General features: G+C 50.3%; 15 protein-coding genes. 7 read left to right on the top strand and 8 right to left on the bottom strand.

The genetic code is table 11. From position 1 onward, the window contains the following. Window positions 1-123: 123 nt before the first annotated feature. Entirely contained in the window at window positions 124-942 is an 819-nt protein-coding gene (locus tag MHH48_RS11065) for an AraC family transcriptional regulator (RefSeq protein WP_076320835.1), read from the top strand. 101 nt (window positions 943-1,043) lie between these two features. On the opposite strand, the gene MHH48_RS11060 is transcribed toward MHH48_RS11065, so the two are convergent. Further along, entirely contained in the window at window positions 1,044-1,358 is a 315-nt protein-coding gene (locus MHH48_RS11060; RefSeq protein ID WP_076320834.1) for a hypothetical protein, read from the bottom strand. A 92-nt stretch (window positions 1,359-1,450) separates the two neighbouring features. Further along, window positions 1,451-2,152 carry a TerC family protein gene (locus MHH48_RS11055; protein ID WP_076320833.1) on the bottom strand — a complete coding sequence of 234 codons (702 nt, stop codon included), beginning with the start codon at window positions 2,150-2,152 and terminating at the stop codon, window positions 1,451-1,453. 517 nt (window positions 2,153-2,669) lie between these two features. On the opposite strand from MHH48_RS11055, the gene MHH48_RS11050 reads away from it, so the two are divergent. The 3 genes from MHH48_RS11050 (at window position 2,670) to MHH48_RS11040 (ending at window position 4,658) form a co-directional block, all read left to right on the top strand. Then, on the top strand, window positions 2,670-3,281 hold the full coding sequence (locus tag MHH48_RS11050) for a VTT domain-containing protein (protein ID WP_076320832.1): 612 nt from the start codon (window positions 2,670-2,672) through the stop codon (window positions 3,279-3,281). Window positions 3,282-3,372: 91 nt separating this feature from the next. Further along, window positions 3,373-4,338: a peptide-methionine (S)-S-oxide reductase MsrA gene (gene msrA / locus MHH48_RS11045; RefSeq protein ID WP_076320831.1), complete on the top strand. Its 966-nt coding sequence runs from the start codon at window positions 3,373-3,375 to the stop codon at window positions 4,336-4,338. A 137-nt stretch (window positions 4,339-4,475) separates the two neighbouring features. Then, entirely contained in the window at window positions 4,476-4,658 is a 183-nt protein-coding gene (locus MHH48_RS11040; RefSeq protein WP_076320830.1) for a hypothetical protein, read from the top strand. A 71-nt stretch (window positions 4,659-4,729) separates the two neighbouring features. On the opposite strand, the gene MHH48_RS11035 is transcribed toward MHH48_RS11040, so the two are convergent. Further along, the gene (locus MHH48_RS11035; protein ID WP_076320829.1) at window positions 4,730-5,422 is read right to left on the bottom strand and encodes a YitT family protein; all 693 of its coding nucleotides are present in this window, start codon (window positions 5,420-5,422) and stop codon (window positions 4,730-4,732) included. Between the two features lie 489 nt (window positions 5,423-5,911). On the opposite strand from MHH48_RS11035, the gene hmpA reads away from it, so the two are divergent. Next, window positions 5,912-7,117 carry an NO-inducible flavohemoprotein gene (gene hmpA / locus MHH48_RS11030; RefSeq protein ID WP_076320828.1) on the top strand — a complete coding sequence of 402 codons (1,206 nt, stop codon included), beginning with the start codon at window positions 5,912-5,914 and terminating at the stop codon, window positions 7,115-7,117. Window positions 7,118-7,268: 151 nt separating this feature from the next. On the opposite strand, the gene MHH48_RS11025 is transcribed toward hmpA, so the two are convergent. Next, window positions 7,269-7,778, bottom strand: coding sequence for a Crp/Fnr family transcriptional regulator (locus MHH48_RS11025; protein ID WP_076320827.1), 510 nt, complete (start codon window positions 7,776-7,778; stop codon window positions 7,269-7,271). A 181-nt stretch (window positions 7,779-7,959) separates the two neighbouring features. On the opposite strand from MHH48_RS11025, the gene MHH48_RS11020 reads away from it, so the two are divergent. Next, complete coding sequence (locus MHH48_RS11020; RefSeq protein WP_076320826.1) at window positions 7,960-8,346, top strand: hypothetical protein; 387 nt, start codon at window positions 7,960-7,962, stop codon at window positions 8,344-8,346. A gap of 29 nt (window positions 8,347-8,375) precedes the next feature. After that, complete coding sequence (locus tag MHH48_RS11015; protein ID WP_076320825.1) at window positions 8,376-10,523, top strand: YhgE/Pip domain-containing protein; 2,148 nt, start codon at window positions 8,376-8,378, stop codon at window positions 10,521-10,523. A gap of 203 nt (window positions 10,524-10,726) precedes the next feature. Here the strand turns inward: MHH48_RS11015 and MHH48_RS11010 are convergent, their stop codons facing one another. From MHH48_RS11010 to MHH48_RS10995, 4 genes are read right to left on the bottom strand one after another with little or no spacing between them, the layout of a single operon-like run. Beyond that, a complete protein-coding gene (locus MHH48_RS11010; protein ID WP_076320824.1) occupies window positions 10,727-11,815 on the bottom strand; it encodes a glycosyl hydrolase family 18 protein in 1,089 nt (362 codons plus the stop codon). A 29-nt stretch (window positions 11,816-11,844) separates the two neighbouring features. Further along, entirely contained in the window at window positions 11,845-13,602 is a 1,758-nt protein-coding gene (locus MHH48_RS11005) for a polysaccharide deacetylase family protein (protein ID WP_076320823.1), read from the bottom strand. 32 nt (window positions 13,603-13,634) lie between these two features. Then, entirely contained in the window at window positions 13,635-15,506 is a 1,872-nt protein-coding gene (locus tag MHH48_RS11000) for a glycosyltransferase (protein WP_076320822.1), read from the bottom strand. Window positions 15,507-15,525: 19 nt separating this feature from the next. Beyond that, the gene (locus MHH48_RS10995; RefSeq protein ID WP_076320821.1) at window positions 15,526-16,839 is read right to left on the bottom strand and encodes a nucleotide sugar dehydrogenase; all 1,314 of its coding nucleotides are present in this window, start codon (window positions 16,837-16,839) and stop codon (window positions 15,526-15,528) included.

The raw sequence follows: 16,839 nt of genomic DNA, 5'->3' as shown, positions 1-16,839 counted from the left end.
TGTTTAGATGTGCTCGGACTAGTACCATGGTATTCTTTTATGCTTTCGTTTAAAATGAAGAATATGATTAAAACATGAACAATCTGGTCATTATTTTCTTATTCTTCAAAGGGGACTTTAGCAATGGATTCAAATCTTTCCAACCAAGTCGTAGCAGCGGATTTCTCATTTCATCGTAAACCTTTCAAGATGTCCCTGGCTGACGGTTTCGATACCTACTTAATGCGATGGCAGACCGACGGCAAATGCCGTGCCAAAATTGATGACAAGCTGTCACTCGTTGAGGCAGGGGATCTGTTAATCTTCACGCCAGGACAACCCTATGAACTACGAATAGATGACGAATATAACGCTTTGGGTGAATTAACCATCGAAAGCGGAGATTACCATATTTTCTTTAAGGGGGCATGGGCTGACGCGTGGTGGAATTCCAAGAAACGCCCAACCAAAATTCGGGTTCCACTGGAAGAGCGTTACCTGAGTCTGTTTCGGCAAATTCTGCTGGAGCAGCGTCGTGTATCGGATCCTTATCCGGAGATTTCGGATTACACGGTACGGATTCTGTGCCTCGAAGTGGATCGCCTGTTATCGGAGCAGCCATCGACCACGCCCAAGACGTATTTAGCCTACCGCATGAAAAATTACATTGAAGAGAATGCCTCCTCGATGTTCAAGCTGGAGGATGTCGCTGCCCATGTCGGCATCAGTGTCTCCCGGGCAGTTCATCTGTTCAAAGAAGCGTTTGGCACTACCATCATGCAATACACCATGGACGTTCGCCTGAGCATGGCCAAGGAACGAATTGTGTTCAGCCCTCTCTCGCTGGAGGATGTCGCCGAAACTTCCGGCTTTGCCAACTATACTTATTTTCACCGCGTTTTTCGCTCCCGATTCGGCGTTTCGCCTAAACAATTCCGCATGGCCAGTCGAACGTCAAATTGAGCCGTCCTATCTGTGGGATAAAAAGCGGGTCGACCAAGGTTTTTCCTTGGTCGCCCCGCTTCTCTCTTGAATCACATGTAAGATATGCCATGATTCCACATTTACTTCTTATCAGGGCCTAGCGTGGCCGCTGCCTCGGCTACAACGATAGCCAAGTCTTCATTACCAAATAACGACAGGACACCAAGTAGGGTCTGATCCGGTATTTCACCAGCTTCTTCCTTGGGCACCGTTAATTCCAGCACCCGCGCCAGCCGCTCATTATCCGGCTGATTCGGATATGCCTTACGGTACAGTTCCGCTGGGTCCAGTCCGTGATTCACACACCACTGGGCAAACACGAGGATCATCATATCCTCGTCCTGACGGTACGACTCCGCAATCCGTTCTTCTACGGATTTTTCCGTGAATTCCATGTATTACCCCTCCTCATGCGAAAAGGGCTTCGGCGCTCTCTTCGTTCATGAAGACATTATACCGTTTACTTTGAGCTCAGACAAAGTCTAAACTAGTCAACCATCTTGACCTGTATCGGGTTGCTCTTCGCTTTTTGGTCATTCTTCTTCTTCATCCAAGTTCCAAGACTGATGATTATGGCGATAACGAGAATTTCAAAACCATACTTCAGAACGCCATTGGCAAACCAGCTGTGAATCATCGGCTCTTCCACAATCATCTTTGATGCGGTCCAGGCTAACACCGCAGCACCGATCGTAATGATAATTGGAAAGCGATCCGTCAACTTCAGGATAATGGTACTGCCCCACACCATAATTGGAACCGAAATCGCAAGTCCGATAATAACCAGCATGAAGCTTTCCCCAGCAGCGCCAGCTACAGCAAGCACGTTATCCAGTCCCATCATCGCATCCGCAATAATAATCGTACGGATTGCCGCCCACATCTGGTTGCCAGCGGAAATTTCATGCTGCTTCTCATCCACTATCAGCTTGTAGGCAATCCACAACAGAGCAAACCCACCGATCAAGCGTAAGCCAGGGATCATTAAGAGCTGTACAACGAGGAGGGTGGCCACGATACGAATGATAATCGCTCCGACGGTACCCCACAGGATGACCTTCTTCTGGTCCGCTTTCTGGACATTACGAGCGGCAAGCCCGATAACAATCGCGTTATCGCCTGCCAACACAAGGTCAATGAGGACAATTGATAGCAGCGCCGTCCAAAATTCCATCGACATCAAATCCATGTTTCTCCCATCCTTTCTTCATTCTCTTTAGATTTACCTACCGATGTCCTCCATCCAAAAAAAACGCTGTTGCCTTAGTTAATAAGGTCTACAGCGTTTTTTGGACGCAAAAATAGACCTCCACCTCATTCATAAATAAATCAGGCAAAGGTCTCGCTAAACAACATAATCGTTGCCAATAAAGCCGGGGATAGTTAATCCCGTAATGACGACTTTACTTACGATATAGAATTTATAAGTTTTCAGTGAGCCCATAAAATTCTATATCGCAAGAAAACCTACCTTTGAATCGCGGTCGCTCATCCTTGAAAAGGCCACGATAGAAGGTTTTCTTATGAAGCTACTCCCCTTTGGGAACTATTCGGTTGGACATATTATAACATATGAAAAATCGCTTGTATATTCAATTTTTTCCACCCTAGATACGATGCTTAGCTGTCTCAAATGTGGGCAGTATTCCTGTTTTTTTGCTATCATGGTGCTATTCTGGTTGAATTTCGCAAAGTGAGGATTCTTCATGAAGAGATGGATCATACCCGCAATTTATACAACAGCACTGACGCTGGCTTTTGCATACCGACAAGAAATCATGGACTGGTTAGGAGGAAATCCCCCACTCTACCTGATGATCCTACTGGCAACCCTGCTTGCCTTATTTCCCATTGCACCCTACAAAGTCATCATCGCTATTCTTGGCTATGCATATGGAACCGTCTGGGCTGCTGCCATTTCGTGGTTCGGAACCACGATAGCGGCCGTCATCCTGTATGCGGCTGTACGGTCCTTGTACCAGGAGCCCGGCAGGCGACTGCTCAGTAAATATGCGGCTGTCAATAGGTTTACAGCCGTGGTCGAACGGCGCCCCTTTCAGTCGATCCTGCTCGCGCGCCTACTGCCCATCATACCGCAAATGGCCGTCAATATTTATGCCGGTGTCGCATCCATACCATTCTGGACGTACACAACCGCTTCAGCCATCGGTAAAATCCCTGCGATTCTCCTGTATGCTTGGCTAGGCAGCGGGTTTGCCGATCATCCGCTCCTCTTTGCGAGTATCGCGGGCGGACTCATGCTAGTTACCGCATTATGTCTGGCCGCTATCCGGTGGTATAAAGGGAGACAGAATTAAATGGAGCATTGTTTTGGTTTCCCTGACCAAAATGATTATAATATAGAGTAAGACTTACATTTAAAATGTTATAACGATGGAGGGATAATAGATGAATAATCGTTCAACCCCAAGTGAATTGGCTACCTTTGCGGGAGGCTGCTTCTGGTGTATGGTCTCTCCTTTTGATGAGCTGCCGGGCATTCTGAAGGTCGTTTCCGGCTATACGGGCGGCCATAAGGAAAATCCGACCTATGAAGAGGTATGCTCTGATACAACGGGTCATTACGAGGCCGTTCAAATCACATATAACCCGGAAGTGTTCCCTTATGAAAAGCTGCTTGAGCTCTTCTGGCAGCAAATCGATCCTACGGATGAGGGCGGACAATTCCATGATCGGGGGACATCTTACCGGACCGCTATTTTTTACCATACGGAGGAGCAGCGCAAGCTTGCCGAACAATCCAAAGAAGAGGTAGCAGCCAGCGGACGATTCGACGGGCCGATCGTAACGCCCATCATACCAGCCAGCACTTTCTATGAAGCTGAAGAATACCATCAGGATTATCACAAGAAAAATCCGAGCCATTACAAACGCTATCGCAAAGGCTCGGGACGCGAGGATTTCATTGAGCAGCATTGGTCGGATTCGGTAGACCCCGCCGAGCTTAAACAGCGCCTGACACCGATCCAATATGAAGTAACCCAGAATAACGCAACCGAACCTCCGTTCCACAATGAGTTCTGGGACCATCACGGAGAAGGCATTTACGTGGACATCGTATCCGGCGAGCCGCTCTTCAGCTCTACGGACAAATATGATGCCGGCTGCGGATGGCCGAGCTTCACCCGTCCGATTCGCGAATACAACATCAAGGAAAAAATGGATCTCACCCATATGATGGTCCGTACCGAGGTAAGGAGCAAAAAAGGAGACTCGCACCTCGGTCATGTATTTGACGACGGTCCTGGACCGAACGGACTTCGTTACTGCATCAATTCCGCGGCACTGCGGTTTGTACCGAAGGAAGAGATGCAAAAGGAAGGTTATGGCGAGTATTTGCAGCTGTTTGAATAAATCGAAGTATCCCAAGTGCATTGTCCTTCAGGGGGCAATGCACTTTTTTTTGTGCCATTGAACACGCTTATTCAATTTGGTTACACGGGGTAATATACACTACATACGAATAACAGTTGAACTGGAGGGATCGCAATATGCCTTGGAACAAACATGATTATCCGCCATCCATGAAAAATCTAGAGCCGCGGGTTAGGAATAAAGCCGTGGAAATTGCCAATGCCCTGCTGGAGGAAGACTACGACGAAGGACGTGCCATCGCTATCGCCACCGCCAAGGCACAGGAATGGGATGAGAATCATCCCAAAGACGAGGAGTAACCCAACAACATCATAGATATACGAAAGAAGCTCACCCTGCATGCGGGTGAGCTTCTCTTAGTTGGACCGTATTATGAACGGCCGCTAACAGTTGGCTGCGCTGTCTTCGGAGTAACCGGAGTGCTTGGGGCACGGACCGCCTTCCGAATCGGTTTCTTTTCCGTTTTCTCGGTACCGTACGTCACTGTGATGGTGATCACTTGTCCGGCAATCGATACGGCTAATATAGTATATAAGGTTTCAACCAATGGCATGTAGAATAGCGATAATAGCAGAACTACGGCATCCATTAGGAAAAACACCGTCCCTACCTTAAGCCCGCTCCACTCGCTGAACAGCACGGAGATCACGTCGTCACCGCCTGTCGCCCCGCCATAGCGGAGCACGATACCAGCGCCAAAGCCCGTCAATAAACCGGACAGCAGCGCGGCTGCCAGCAAGTTATGATTCAGATCGATCACAAGCGTGGAATACCGCTCGATCAATGCGTAGAACAACGTGAACATGCTCGCCGCAACAACTGTATTGATAATGAACTTCCGACCTTTGATAAACAAGGCAATCAGCAGAACCGGTATGTCCATGAGGACCATACTTAATGCAGGCGGAATATCAAGCGCATATTTGCCAAGCAGCGCAAGGCCGACAAAGCCGCCTTCAGTTAAATGATTGTGAAAATTAATGTGATAATACGTAAAAGCCATTAAAAACGTTCCGAACAACATCGCCGACATCGTGATAATGGTGTTTTGTCTTTTCCTCATACAGGATCCCTCTTGTCGTAGTAGATTGGTCAGACATAGGCCAATCTCTACATAGAGGCAACCTGGAGGAGTTCATCCTTCGAACCATAGTTCCCATCCTTTCGTGAGAGACCGTCCTTGTCTTCAGACGTCCGACTTCGCTCTACGAAGGAAGCTATGTGTATGAGAGATCATAACGTTTCCAAATCGTCCTTTGGGGATTCGTCCTTCGGGGACACATGGTATCCTGATCCTTTCTCGTTTTAATTAGACTGCTAATATTATTATAACACAGTTGGCACACAAGCTAAACAGCTGGCTAGAATGAACAGGAATATATATATGAAATATGTAAAAAAACCTGCTTTCAGAACTCTCCTCCATAAAAATATCGCTGTTCTGTTCACATATTCGCTAAATCCGATGTGACCAAAATCACAAGTACCCTTTCTTCCCTTGTCTATACTTAAATTGAACACGAATTCGACTTATGAATCAGGGGGGGGCCACATGTTAAGCCAGCATACGATTGAAGTCGTTAAATCGACCGTTCCTGTTCTTGAAACTCATGGAACGGCAATCACGACTGCATTTTACCAAAAATTATTCCATCATCATCCGGAGCTTCTTAACATATTCAACCATGCGAATCAACGAGAAGGAAAACAGCCCTTTGCCCTTGCCAATGCCGTGTACGCTGCCGCAGCCCATATCGACCGTCTTGAAGCGATCGTGCCAGTTGTTAAGCAGATCGGACACAAGCACCGGGCATTAAACATTTTGCCCGAGCATTATCCAATCGTCGGCGAAACACTGCTCGCCGCCATGAAAGAAGTGCTGGGAGATGCCGCAACACCCGAAATTATCGAGGCCTGGGGCGAAGCTTACGGCGCCATTGCCGATGTCTTCATCGGCATTGAAGCAGATATGTACCAACAAGCCGCGAACGAGACCGGCGGTTGGAGCGGATACCGTAATTTCGTGATTGACCGGAAGGTGGAAGAAAGCTCTGTCATCACTTCCTTTTATCTGGTCCCACAAGATGGCGGTGAGATTTCCGCTTATGAACCCGGTCAATACATTACGCTCCGGGTAAAACCTGAAGGTGAAACCTATTATCATAATCGTCATTACAGTCTCTCGTCCGCACCGGGTCAGCCTTACTACAGAATAACGGTCAAGCGTGAGGATGAGTTAGAAGGAAAACCTGCCGGCATCGTCTCCACTTGGCTGCACCGTCAGGCTGAGGTTGGGACCGTTCTCGAGGTCACGGCTCCGGCCGGTACATTTACCCTGGATACGGACAGTGACCTTCCGCTTGCCTTGATCAGCGGCGGTGTCGGTTTGACCCCGATGGTGGCTATGCTGGAAACCGTGCTGCTGAATCAACCCGGCCGGAAAGTAACCTTTATTCATGCGGCCAAGTGCGGTAGTCAGCATGCGATGAAGTCTCATATCGATGCACTCGCCTCCAAGCATCCGCAGCTAACCTCTTACGTCATTTATGAACAGCCGGAATCCGAGGATCAGTGCCACCAAGCAGGCTATATTGATCTTGATTTCCTTCGCAAAACCGTCGATGCGAAAGCCGACTTCTACTTCTGCGGTCCAGTTCCGTTCATGCGTGCCGTTAACAGTCAACTGAAATCCATGGAGGTACCTTCCGACCGGATTCATTATGAATTCTTTGGCCCGGCAGGTACATTGGAAGATTAATTAACCATATTACGGAGTCAAGCCTAATCAAAGGGTGCCTGTCTTGCATAAAGACAGGCACCCTTTTGGGTTGAACAAGCTTGCTGTCAATGATTATTCTGCGAAGAAGTTCCTATGTATCCTGCCCCGTTTATATCGTTCGCAATTCGAGCTAGATGTGCTTGCCCTGTTCCCGCAGCAGCCGGTTTACCGTTTCTCTTCTCACGCCGATCAGTTGTCCGATCTCTTCCTGAGTCAGATACTCGGTCAAGTGTATTCCCTGTGAATACTCATCCAGCCACTGGATCAGCAGTTCAAGCCGCTCCGCAGGTCCTCCTACCGTCAAGTGATCCAGCCTCATCTGCATGAACCGCACCTTTTCCTGCAGCAATCTGGCGACCTCGAGCGGTTTCTGCGGATCCTCCTCGAGCTGGCGGTACCAAGCTTCAGCCGATATGAGCTCCACTTCGCTCTGGATCAGAGCGATCGCCGTTCCATGTGTCTCCTTCGGGCTGATCAACGAATGATGCGGCACCGTTTCACCAGGATATAAAATATTGAAAAGCACCATATTGCCGTTCGGATGGAGACGGGTCACCTTGAACAATCCGCTCCGGATGTGATATAGATGGTCCCCGCTATCCCCTTGCCTGAACAATATTTCGCCTTTATGAAGAATCATTAATGAATCGCCTCCTGATGAATGCAGTTATCAGGAGTGTAAACGATATGCCGCCATGAATCCACTGGGATCAATAAACAATTGCCAATATTTAATGGTTGCACGCCGTATATTGTTGGCATACCATGTGTATGATAGAACATACGTTCTTATGTATTTCATGTCTTAGGATGTGTCTCTTATGATGAAGCCTTCCACGCCTCCTCCGCCTTCACTAGAAGACGAAGCCCTGATCCGAGATTATCTGCTGCATCACTTCATTCAGTCTGTTCTCGAGCGGGATATTCAAATTCTCAAGACCCTTACCCTCAAAATGGCTGACCTCTATATCTTAAATCTGCAGCTAATTAAAAAAGAAGATTCGGATCATGCCTGGATCATGCAGCAGCAGATGAGGCGGCGCGGCATCCGGATTCATAGCCAGAGCCGTACAGCCGCGGAAAGGCTGCAGGTTCAGTATTTGTGTCGCGGATATGAATGCAGTCTTCTCTGCGAATGGCACTCCCTGAAGGAAGAGATAAAGGATCGGCTCGTTTCGTATCTTGGCACGGATTTTGCGGCATACTAGCACCAACTACGTACAAGATAGGAGCGCGCATGAAGAATATCTTCCACATATATTCTGCCGATATCCATAGAATCATCCGTAATTGGGCTGCAGGAGTCATCATTACCGGGCTTGCTATTCTTCCTTCTCTGTATGCCTGGTTTAACATTGAGGCCTCATGGGATCCCTATGGCCAGACCTCCGGTGTATCTATTGCCGTTGCCAACCTGGATAAAGGCACCACTCTTCGCGACCAGCCCATTAACCTGGGTAAAGAAATCGTGGAGTCCCTCCATCAAAATGAGAAGCTGGGGTGGCGGTTTACGGAGGATAGTGAGAACGCCATTCAGGGTGTACGGCACGGTGATGATTATGCCGCCATCATTATTCCGGAGAACTTCTCTGCCCGGATCGGCACCGTGCTGAGCAATGAGCCTGTCAAAGCTCAGATCCTCTATTATACAAACGAGAAAATCAACGCCATTTCTCCCAAAGTGACGGCCAAGGGCGCATCCGGTGTTGTAGAGGAAATCAGCAAAAACTTCATCAAAACCGCCAACGGCACCATCTTCGAGATTTTCAACACACTCGGGATTGAGATCGAGAACCAGCTCCCGGCCATCAATAAAGTACGAAATCTTCTGTTCCGGCTTGAAAAAAGCTTTCCGGAGCTCAATGAAGCGGTGGGCACAGCCGCAAAGGATATTAAGCTGGCCAACCGATTGGTTCAGCAAGCTGGCACCGCTCTGCCTCGCCTTGAAGAAATCGCCACGGACGGCAAGGCTATGGCCGGTGCGCTGGCGGAGTTCGCGAATGAGGCCGCTGGTGCCTCGAAATCGCTGGAGCCTGCTCTGCGTCAGGACTTGGAGGTACTGGCTGCAACCACCGGAGCACTCTCGCAAGTGCTGGACGCTCTAGGACAAGCCGACATCGACCCGAAGGAGCTTGCCAGCCGCCTGAACGCTGCGCAGGAACGCGCAAAGACAGCAGCGCAAGCCGCGACCCGGCTGGGTCAATTGTTCAAGCGACTGGGCTCGATCTCCCCGGCGGCAGCTTCCGGTGCGGCGAAGCTTGAGGATATTGCCGCACGATGGACCTCTGCCCAAACCGTGCTCCAAACCATAGCGCAAGCCGTGGAACGGGGAGAAGAAACACCTGCAGATGCCATCGATAAGCTGAAGAAGCTAAACGATGACATTACGGGACTAACCAACACGGTGTTAAGCCGATACGATACGGAGATCGGTCCAGCGATAAGCAAATCCTTCACCAAGGGCGCAGGCACGGCCAAGCGTGTTCAGCAGGAGCTGACCCAGGCGCTTGCCAGCGTCCCCGACATTCAGCATTTGCTCAAAGATGCCCAGAAAGGGCTCAAGGTAGGCGGCGAAGAAGTACAGCTGGCCCAAAGCCGTCTGCCGGAGGCCGAGCTTCGAATTACACAGCTGGCGAATCGGCTGCGTGAGATGGAAGCTGCAGGGGATATCCAAGAGGTTATCGATTTGCTTCAAAATAATTTCGAGCTCGAAAGCCAGTTTTTTGCCGAGCCTGTTACGCTGGAAGAGAATCGACTCTACCCTATCCCGAACTACGGGTCCGCCATGTCTCCCTTCTTCACGACGTTATCCTTGTGGGTAGGTGCCCTGCTGCTTGTTTCCCTGCTCTCCGTTGAGGTTCATGATGAAGAGAGAAGCTTCCGCAGCATCGAGGTTTACTTCGGACGCTATTTAACCTTTTTGACCATTGCCCTGTTCCAAGCGCTATTCGTTACCCTGGGTGATATCTATCTGCTGGGAACCTATGTGGTGAATCCGGGCTGGTTCATCTTGTTTGCGCTGCTGATTAGCACCATCTTCATGCTGATTGTATATACGCTGGTGTCCGTATTCGGTAATGTCGGAAAAGCGATGGCCATCGTACTGCTCGTGCTGCAGCTTGCAGGCGCAGGCGGAACGTTTCCGATCCAGATGACACCGCCGTTCTTCCAAGCATTGCATCCGTATCTGCCATTCACCTACGCCATCAGCATGATGCGGGAAGCCGTTGGTGGCATTCTATGGGATATTGTCGTCCGGGATGTCCTATTCATGCTGATCTTCGCGGCAATTGCGCTGATGATCGGGATTGCACTCAAGAAGCCGATCAACCGGGCCAGCGGCGGTCTCGTCCGCAAAGCGAAAGCCTCGAAGCTCATCCATTAATTTGTACATCGTGCGCACTGCTCCTTGTGCACACGATGCGTTGTTCGGGGCATGCTTGGGTGGCTGGTCGGCCATCTTAGCCTCCTTTCGGTCCGTATACTCACACAGAAAGACTATTTGACTACAACATGAGTCATTTTACGCAAAAGGACACCCCGAGCGGCTTCTTGAAGCCATGGGATGTCCTTTCTTTTCGTATACATTCACTTATGTTGGGATTGCTGACGATAAGCTTTCAACTGTTGCAACGTATCCTCTTCCATATCCCCAAGCCGCCAGATCGCAATCTTCGATATACCCGCGTCTCTCGCCGTATCCATCCAGCCGGCAATGGTCATTCCATCCGCATACCATACGGTATGGCCGAAACCTTGGTCGTCCGTATATTCAAAATACAGGGCACCGCTTGACGGATCCCGCTTCGGATCGTCCGAGATGGAATGCGCCAGCTCCACCGCACGCTTTTCCGTTAATGAGACAACCTTGCCGTTCTTCGCCCAGTCAAACCCGCCAACCGACAATGCGATGGCATGGTCTCCCGGAATCCCGTGCAATTTGTCTGCCAGCTTCCTTATCATGGCGTGATCCGCCTTTGGCCCCGGTCCGCTATGCCCTCCGTACAAGTTATATGCCATCAGGACATAATCCGGACCTGCCGGCAACAACTCAAAGGATGACTGGGAGATCCCCGGCTCCAGCACGATTCGAAGAGAGAAACCCTCCGCTTGTAAACGTTCATACAGCTCCTTGTACAGAGTGGAAAGATTCGCCCAATCTTCCTTGCGTACCTTCTCGTAATCCAGTTCCACACCGCTAAAGCCATGCTGGGATACCACAGCCAGAATATGTCCGATATGCAGGCTGCGGCTTTGCGGAGTAGCCGCGATCCGGGCGATGAGCTCAGGATCCTTCTGGTCCGCCGTCCCATCAGTATCAAAGCGATCGTTTACGATGGTCAGGACACGGCGAAGCTGCTTCCCTTTTCGGGAAATCTCCAGAAACTCAGGCAGCCCCTCCCGAAAATCCGAAGTAAAATGGAGTTCATCTTTATGATTGAAGTAAGCTGCAAAAAAATGAATTTCTTCAAGCTCACTACCAAGCTGCTTCAGATCCGTAATGCCCGTCCTCCACTGCCAATCCGTAATCCAGGCAGACAGCTTCACTCCCGTTTGCGGTAACTGAACCTGCAGCGCTTTCTCCTGCTCTTCGGTGCGCAGCCACCAGAAAGAGACAGCAGCACACAAAGCCATCAGTACCAGAGCTCCTGCCCATTTCCTCCTGCGATTCTTCATTCTTGTTCACGTCCTACGCCATCCGAATTTTAAAAAGTCTCCACAGCCCAGTCAACCGCCCGGCTCAAACTTCTCTGCACGCCTGTCAGGACACCGGTCAGTCCGGACGGTTTGTTCGTAAACAGCAGCTTCATATCACCGCTCGCAGGCTCGGATTTAATGGTGACATCTTCAAAAACAGCGTCATAAATATCATCTTTCTCATTCTGCTCATGATATTGCGATTCAAACGCCACGCCCCCTGCACCAATCGAAACATCCACAGACTGCTGATCCAGAATCAACTGTTGATCGACACTCACGGACAGGGAATGGCCTTTCACCGAAATCTCCAGCCAACGGTTGCCAAGTATGTTGACCGGATACTCATTCTCATCATCCCGGTCTCCGGACTGCGTCTGCTCCTTGGTATATACCGATGCCTTATCGAATTGCAGGTCCTCTTCCCCCCACTCGACCTTCGGCAAGGTATAGGTGAACAGCTCCTCGGGTGCTTGACCCGCTCTCTTCTGTTCTACCACCACGTTATTGTTCTCCAGAAGAAGCCTTAAGTAAGAGCCCTTCGTCCGGTCGTAACGGACATAGATGGACTGCCGTCCTACCACATTACCGAGTGCCTTCGCCGAGACGGTTATGTCAGACTCTTCGCTGCCCTTCAAATAAACGATCCCTGCCTGGGCCGGAGGCGATGTGACCACGAAACGGTTATCCGCAAATTCAGCCGCTCCGCCAAGCAGCTCCCACTTATCGGCCTGCTGCTTGTCCCCTCGCACAAACTGCATAGGTTGTCTTTGGTCCTTGTGCAGCTTCATCAACAGGTGATTGGTAGACCAGTAAGGAGCAGGCTGGACTCGAGTCAGATTATAAAGATCGCTATCCTTCGAATTGAAGGCCATTCCTTCCCGGTTGAAATTCATCCCAAACAACTGCCGAATCTGCTCCGTATTGGCATTGGCTACAAGCTGATTCATGCCTCCGCCCAGCGCATTGGCGTGCATGATCATATACGTGCCTGGAACGTAACCAAGCGCTTTCGTGTAAACCTGATTCATCGCTTCATAGTCCGCTTGGATCCGTTCTTCCATCTCCGCGCGGTTCTCGAGCGGAATCATATTCTCGTCACGTATGAAATCCATCAAATAGTGGTTGTAATACTCCACGTTGGATTTGCTGGTCAGTTCACTTTCGTCCTTAACGCCGATATAACGGCCTTCATGATCAAAAATATTAATATAAGTCAGCCGGTTGCCGTTGGTCCCAAGCTCCCAATAACCGGTGCGGGTCATCTTCAGCATATCCTTCGGCTGCAGAAATTTCCGTTCACTGTTGCCCATTTTGCCCGCATAGGACAGGAAAGTGGCCTTATAATTGTATTTCTCCAGCAGCGGCTGCGCAAACAGTGCGGAGTCATTCCGTCCGTCTTCAAAGGACAGGTACAGCGCTTTATCCGGCAGCTTCTTGCCATTACGATAATAATCGATAATATCTTGCTGCGAAATCGTAGTGTAGCCCTGTTCATATAAAGCCCTCAGTTGGGCGTCCAACTGGCTCTTGGATACGAGCTTGGATGTCCCGGTGCGACCGACTCCAAAATAGGATAGCGCAATAAAGCCCTGATCCTGACGCCAGGCTGATTTGTCCGGCTCCTTATAGGTGCGAAAATCGAAAATTGCATTCGCCAGCAGGACGACAACTACGGCCAATACAACAACCTGTGCCGTAACTTTGATGATTTTGCGGCGATTTTTTCGCTGAACATTGAGGGCTGCATTTCGTTTTTTACCCATTTGTCATCCTCACTTCAACCGCTTTGACACGATCAGAACGGTAATCCGAATTTTTTGCCTTTGCGCTTGCGAGCTTCCTTCTTCTCTCTCGCTTCAATATCTTGCGGCGTTTCCCGGGTCCCCCATGTCGACTTCCAGAAGGTAAACCAGGCCACCGGCATCTGCCATAACAGGACAAATTCATAGAACAGACAGAACACGAAGCCGAACACCCAGAGCCTGCTCTTGCGAAACAGCAGGTGGGCAAGACTCATCAGCAGCGCCATCAGCAGCAAGCCCATCAGGAAAGTCCCTGGGAAAATGCCATGAACGATCGGCACGTACATCAAGTTATAGGCAACCACGACAGGCGCGGCAATCGGCACGATCAGGCCTATGTAGAAAAACAATGCCATAAACGGCTCTTTGCGCCAAATAAAACTTCCGGCCCGGAGCGACTCGCGCAGCCAGGAGCGCTTCCAGCGCATCTGCTGCTTCAGGAACACCTTCATCTGTGAAGGGACAATTGTCGAGCATATGGCGGAATCCTGGTAACCGGTACGATGTGTTTTCAAAATAAAGTTTGTCATGCTTCGGTCATCCCCGAAGGTAGCGGGTCTGCCCAAAAACTTCTGGTTCAGCCAGGCGTCCGCATGCTGCATGATGAGCTCTTTCCGATAGCAGGATAACGGGCCCGACAGGCAGGTCACGCTGTCAAACCAAGACTCTGCCGCTTTCATGATCCGGAATGCAATATAATAACGGACCGTCTGCAGCTTCGTCATGTTATTGGTATATTTATTCTCGACGTCCGTTCGGCCGGCAACGCCGCCCATCTTAGGGTCCTGAAAAGGCTGAACGAGGTGGCGAATCGCCATCGGGTCCAGAAAGCTGTCGGAATCCACGAAGACCACCAAATCATGCTTCGCCATCTCCACACCTTTGACAAGCGCGACCCGCTTGCCCGCATTCTCGGGCAGCACCGTATAGGACAAGCGTTCGCGGGTAGCGTAACGCTCCGCCTCGGAGTGAATCACTTCAATCATATCCTTGATCTGCTGTACCGATTGGTCTGTCGATCGGTCATCAACGACAATGACCTCCAGCTTATCTACCGGATAGTCCTGATTAATACAGCTGAGAATCGTACGTTTGATCCAATCCGCTTCATTGAAGCAGGGGATGATAATCGAAACCCCCGGTGTATAATCCGGATTGATCGGCACATCGCGATATAACGCCCCGAACAGGTAGCGTGTCAGCAGAAACAGAGCTGCGATTAAGCTGTACAAATACAGCACCATGTTGTATTTGAAATAAATAATGCTCTCGGCCCGCATCAGTATGATGAAGAGCACCGCCATGAACATCAAGGCGCTGGCAGAATACACGGAATAGCCCCACCGTTTGCGCTGAAAATATTCCGTCAGCGGCTTCTCAAATTCTAAGGCCAGCATATGCTCTTCACCGGATTCTGCCGAATTCGCGGCCCTACGAACGACGCTTGCATCCATCCTTACGGCCGATTCGAAACCCTCGGGCATGGAGCCCGGCGGGATACGGAATCGGGCCTTCACTGTGTCACCCACTTCAAGGCCAGAAGCGTCGTCCGGCAGCCTGAGCAGCAGGCCGGTGGCCGAAATATCGGCAGCCTGTCCCTTAATTCCTGCTTTTTTCTTTTTCCCCTTGGGAACGATCCATACTTCGAATTCCGCTTCATAACGCAAGCTGAGCATGCGCAGCTTATTTAAATATTCAGAGCTGGACACATCATCCCCAGGCTGCTGTGCTCGGTTGCCTCTTCGGTCCGCGTTCAAACGGATCTGCTCCGGATCGGGTACATAGGAAAGAGTACGTCTATCTGTACGCGGAACCGCAAGAACTTCCTTGGTGATCTTCGGTTGCTTTCTTTTTATAATCCTCATTGCTTTCTCCCATCGTTATCTACAAACTCCAATAATGAAAGCCATTCGCTTCATATTCGGTTTTTGGATAAGCTCCCTTCACGTCGATCAGAAGCTTCGCCTCTGCAGAGCTAAACATGTCCTTGAATTCGGCAACCCCAAGCTGCTTGAACTCCCGGTGAGCAACAGCGACCACCGCAATCTGGATGTCTCTCAGTTCACTCATGTCCGACAGCTCGATACCATATTCCTCATATGCCTGATGTCGGTCTACGTGCGGGTCCGCCACCATCGGCTGGATCCCGTAGTCCTGCAGCTCCCGGATAATATCGATGACCTTGGAGTTGCGGATATCCCGGCAGTCCTCCTTAAAGGCCAGACCCATTACCGCCACCTTCGCCCTCATCAGATCAATACCATGGCGAACCGCAAGTTTAATGACATGCTGGGCGATGTATTTCCCCATTCCATCATTGATATGCCGACCGGCCAAAATAATCTTGGAATGATATCCCGTGTCCTCGGCCTTATACGTCAGATAATAAGGATCAATTCCGATGCAATGACCACCAACGAGCCCCGGCCGGAACGGGAGGAAATTCCACTTCGTTTCCGCTGCCCGCAGCACGGCATTCGTATCGATATCCATCTGGTTGAACAGCATGGAAAGCTCATTCATGAAGGCGATATTGATATCGCGCTGGGCATTCTCGATAACCTTGGCCGCTTCCGCCACCCGGATGCTTTCCGCCCGGTGGACCCCCGCATCAATGATCAGCTCATATAGACTGGCAACCGTTTCCAGCGCCTCCGGATCATTGCCGGACACAATTTTCACGATGGTCTCGAGCCGGTGCACCTGGTCTCCGGGATTGATCCGTTCCGGGGAATACCCCACCTTGAAATCTTCGCCCAGGCGCAGACCGGACTCCTCTTCGAGAATCGGAATGCACACTTCCTCCGTAACGCCCGGATATACCGTTGACTCATACACAACAACCGCTCCCCGGGTCAATGCGCGGCCGACCAACCGGCTGGCATTGCGCACGAATTTCAGGTCCGGGACATTTCCGCTTTTTACGGGTGTCGGAACGGCCACAATAAAGCAGCGAGCCTCCTTAAGCTTGTCCGGATCCGAAGTGAAGGCAGCCGTGCAGTTCGTAAGCAAAGCATCTCCGATCTCACCAGTAGCATCGAATCCGCTGCGATACTGCTGCACCTTGGCCTCGCTCAGATCGAAGCCGATGACATCCAGCTTTCTTGAGAATGCGACCGCCAGCGGCAGGCCTACATATCCAAGACCGACGACCGCCAGTCTGTCTATGCGGTCCAGCATGTTTTCATATAATTCCAT

The sequence above is a fragment of the Paenibacillus sp. FSL F4-0100 genome, from assembly GCF_037993005.1.
In the GTDB taxonomy this organism is placed as follows: Bacteria; Bacillota; Bacilli; order Paenibacillales; family Paenibacillaceae; genus Paenibacillus_AQ.
Note: the sequence above shows the minus strand (reverse complement) of the source record. Positions and strands in the feature narration are given on the sequence as shown.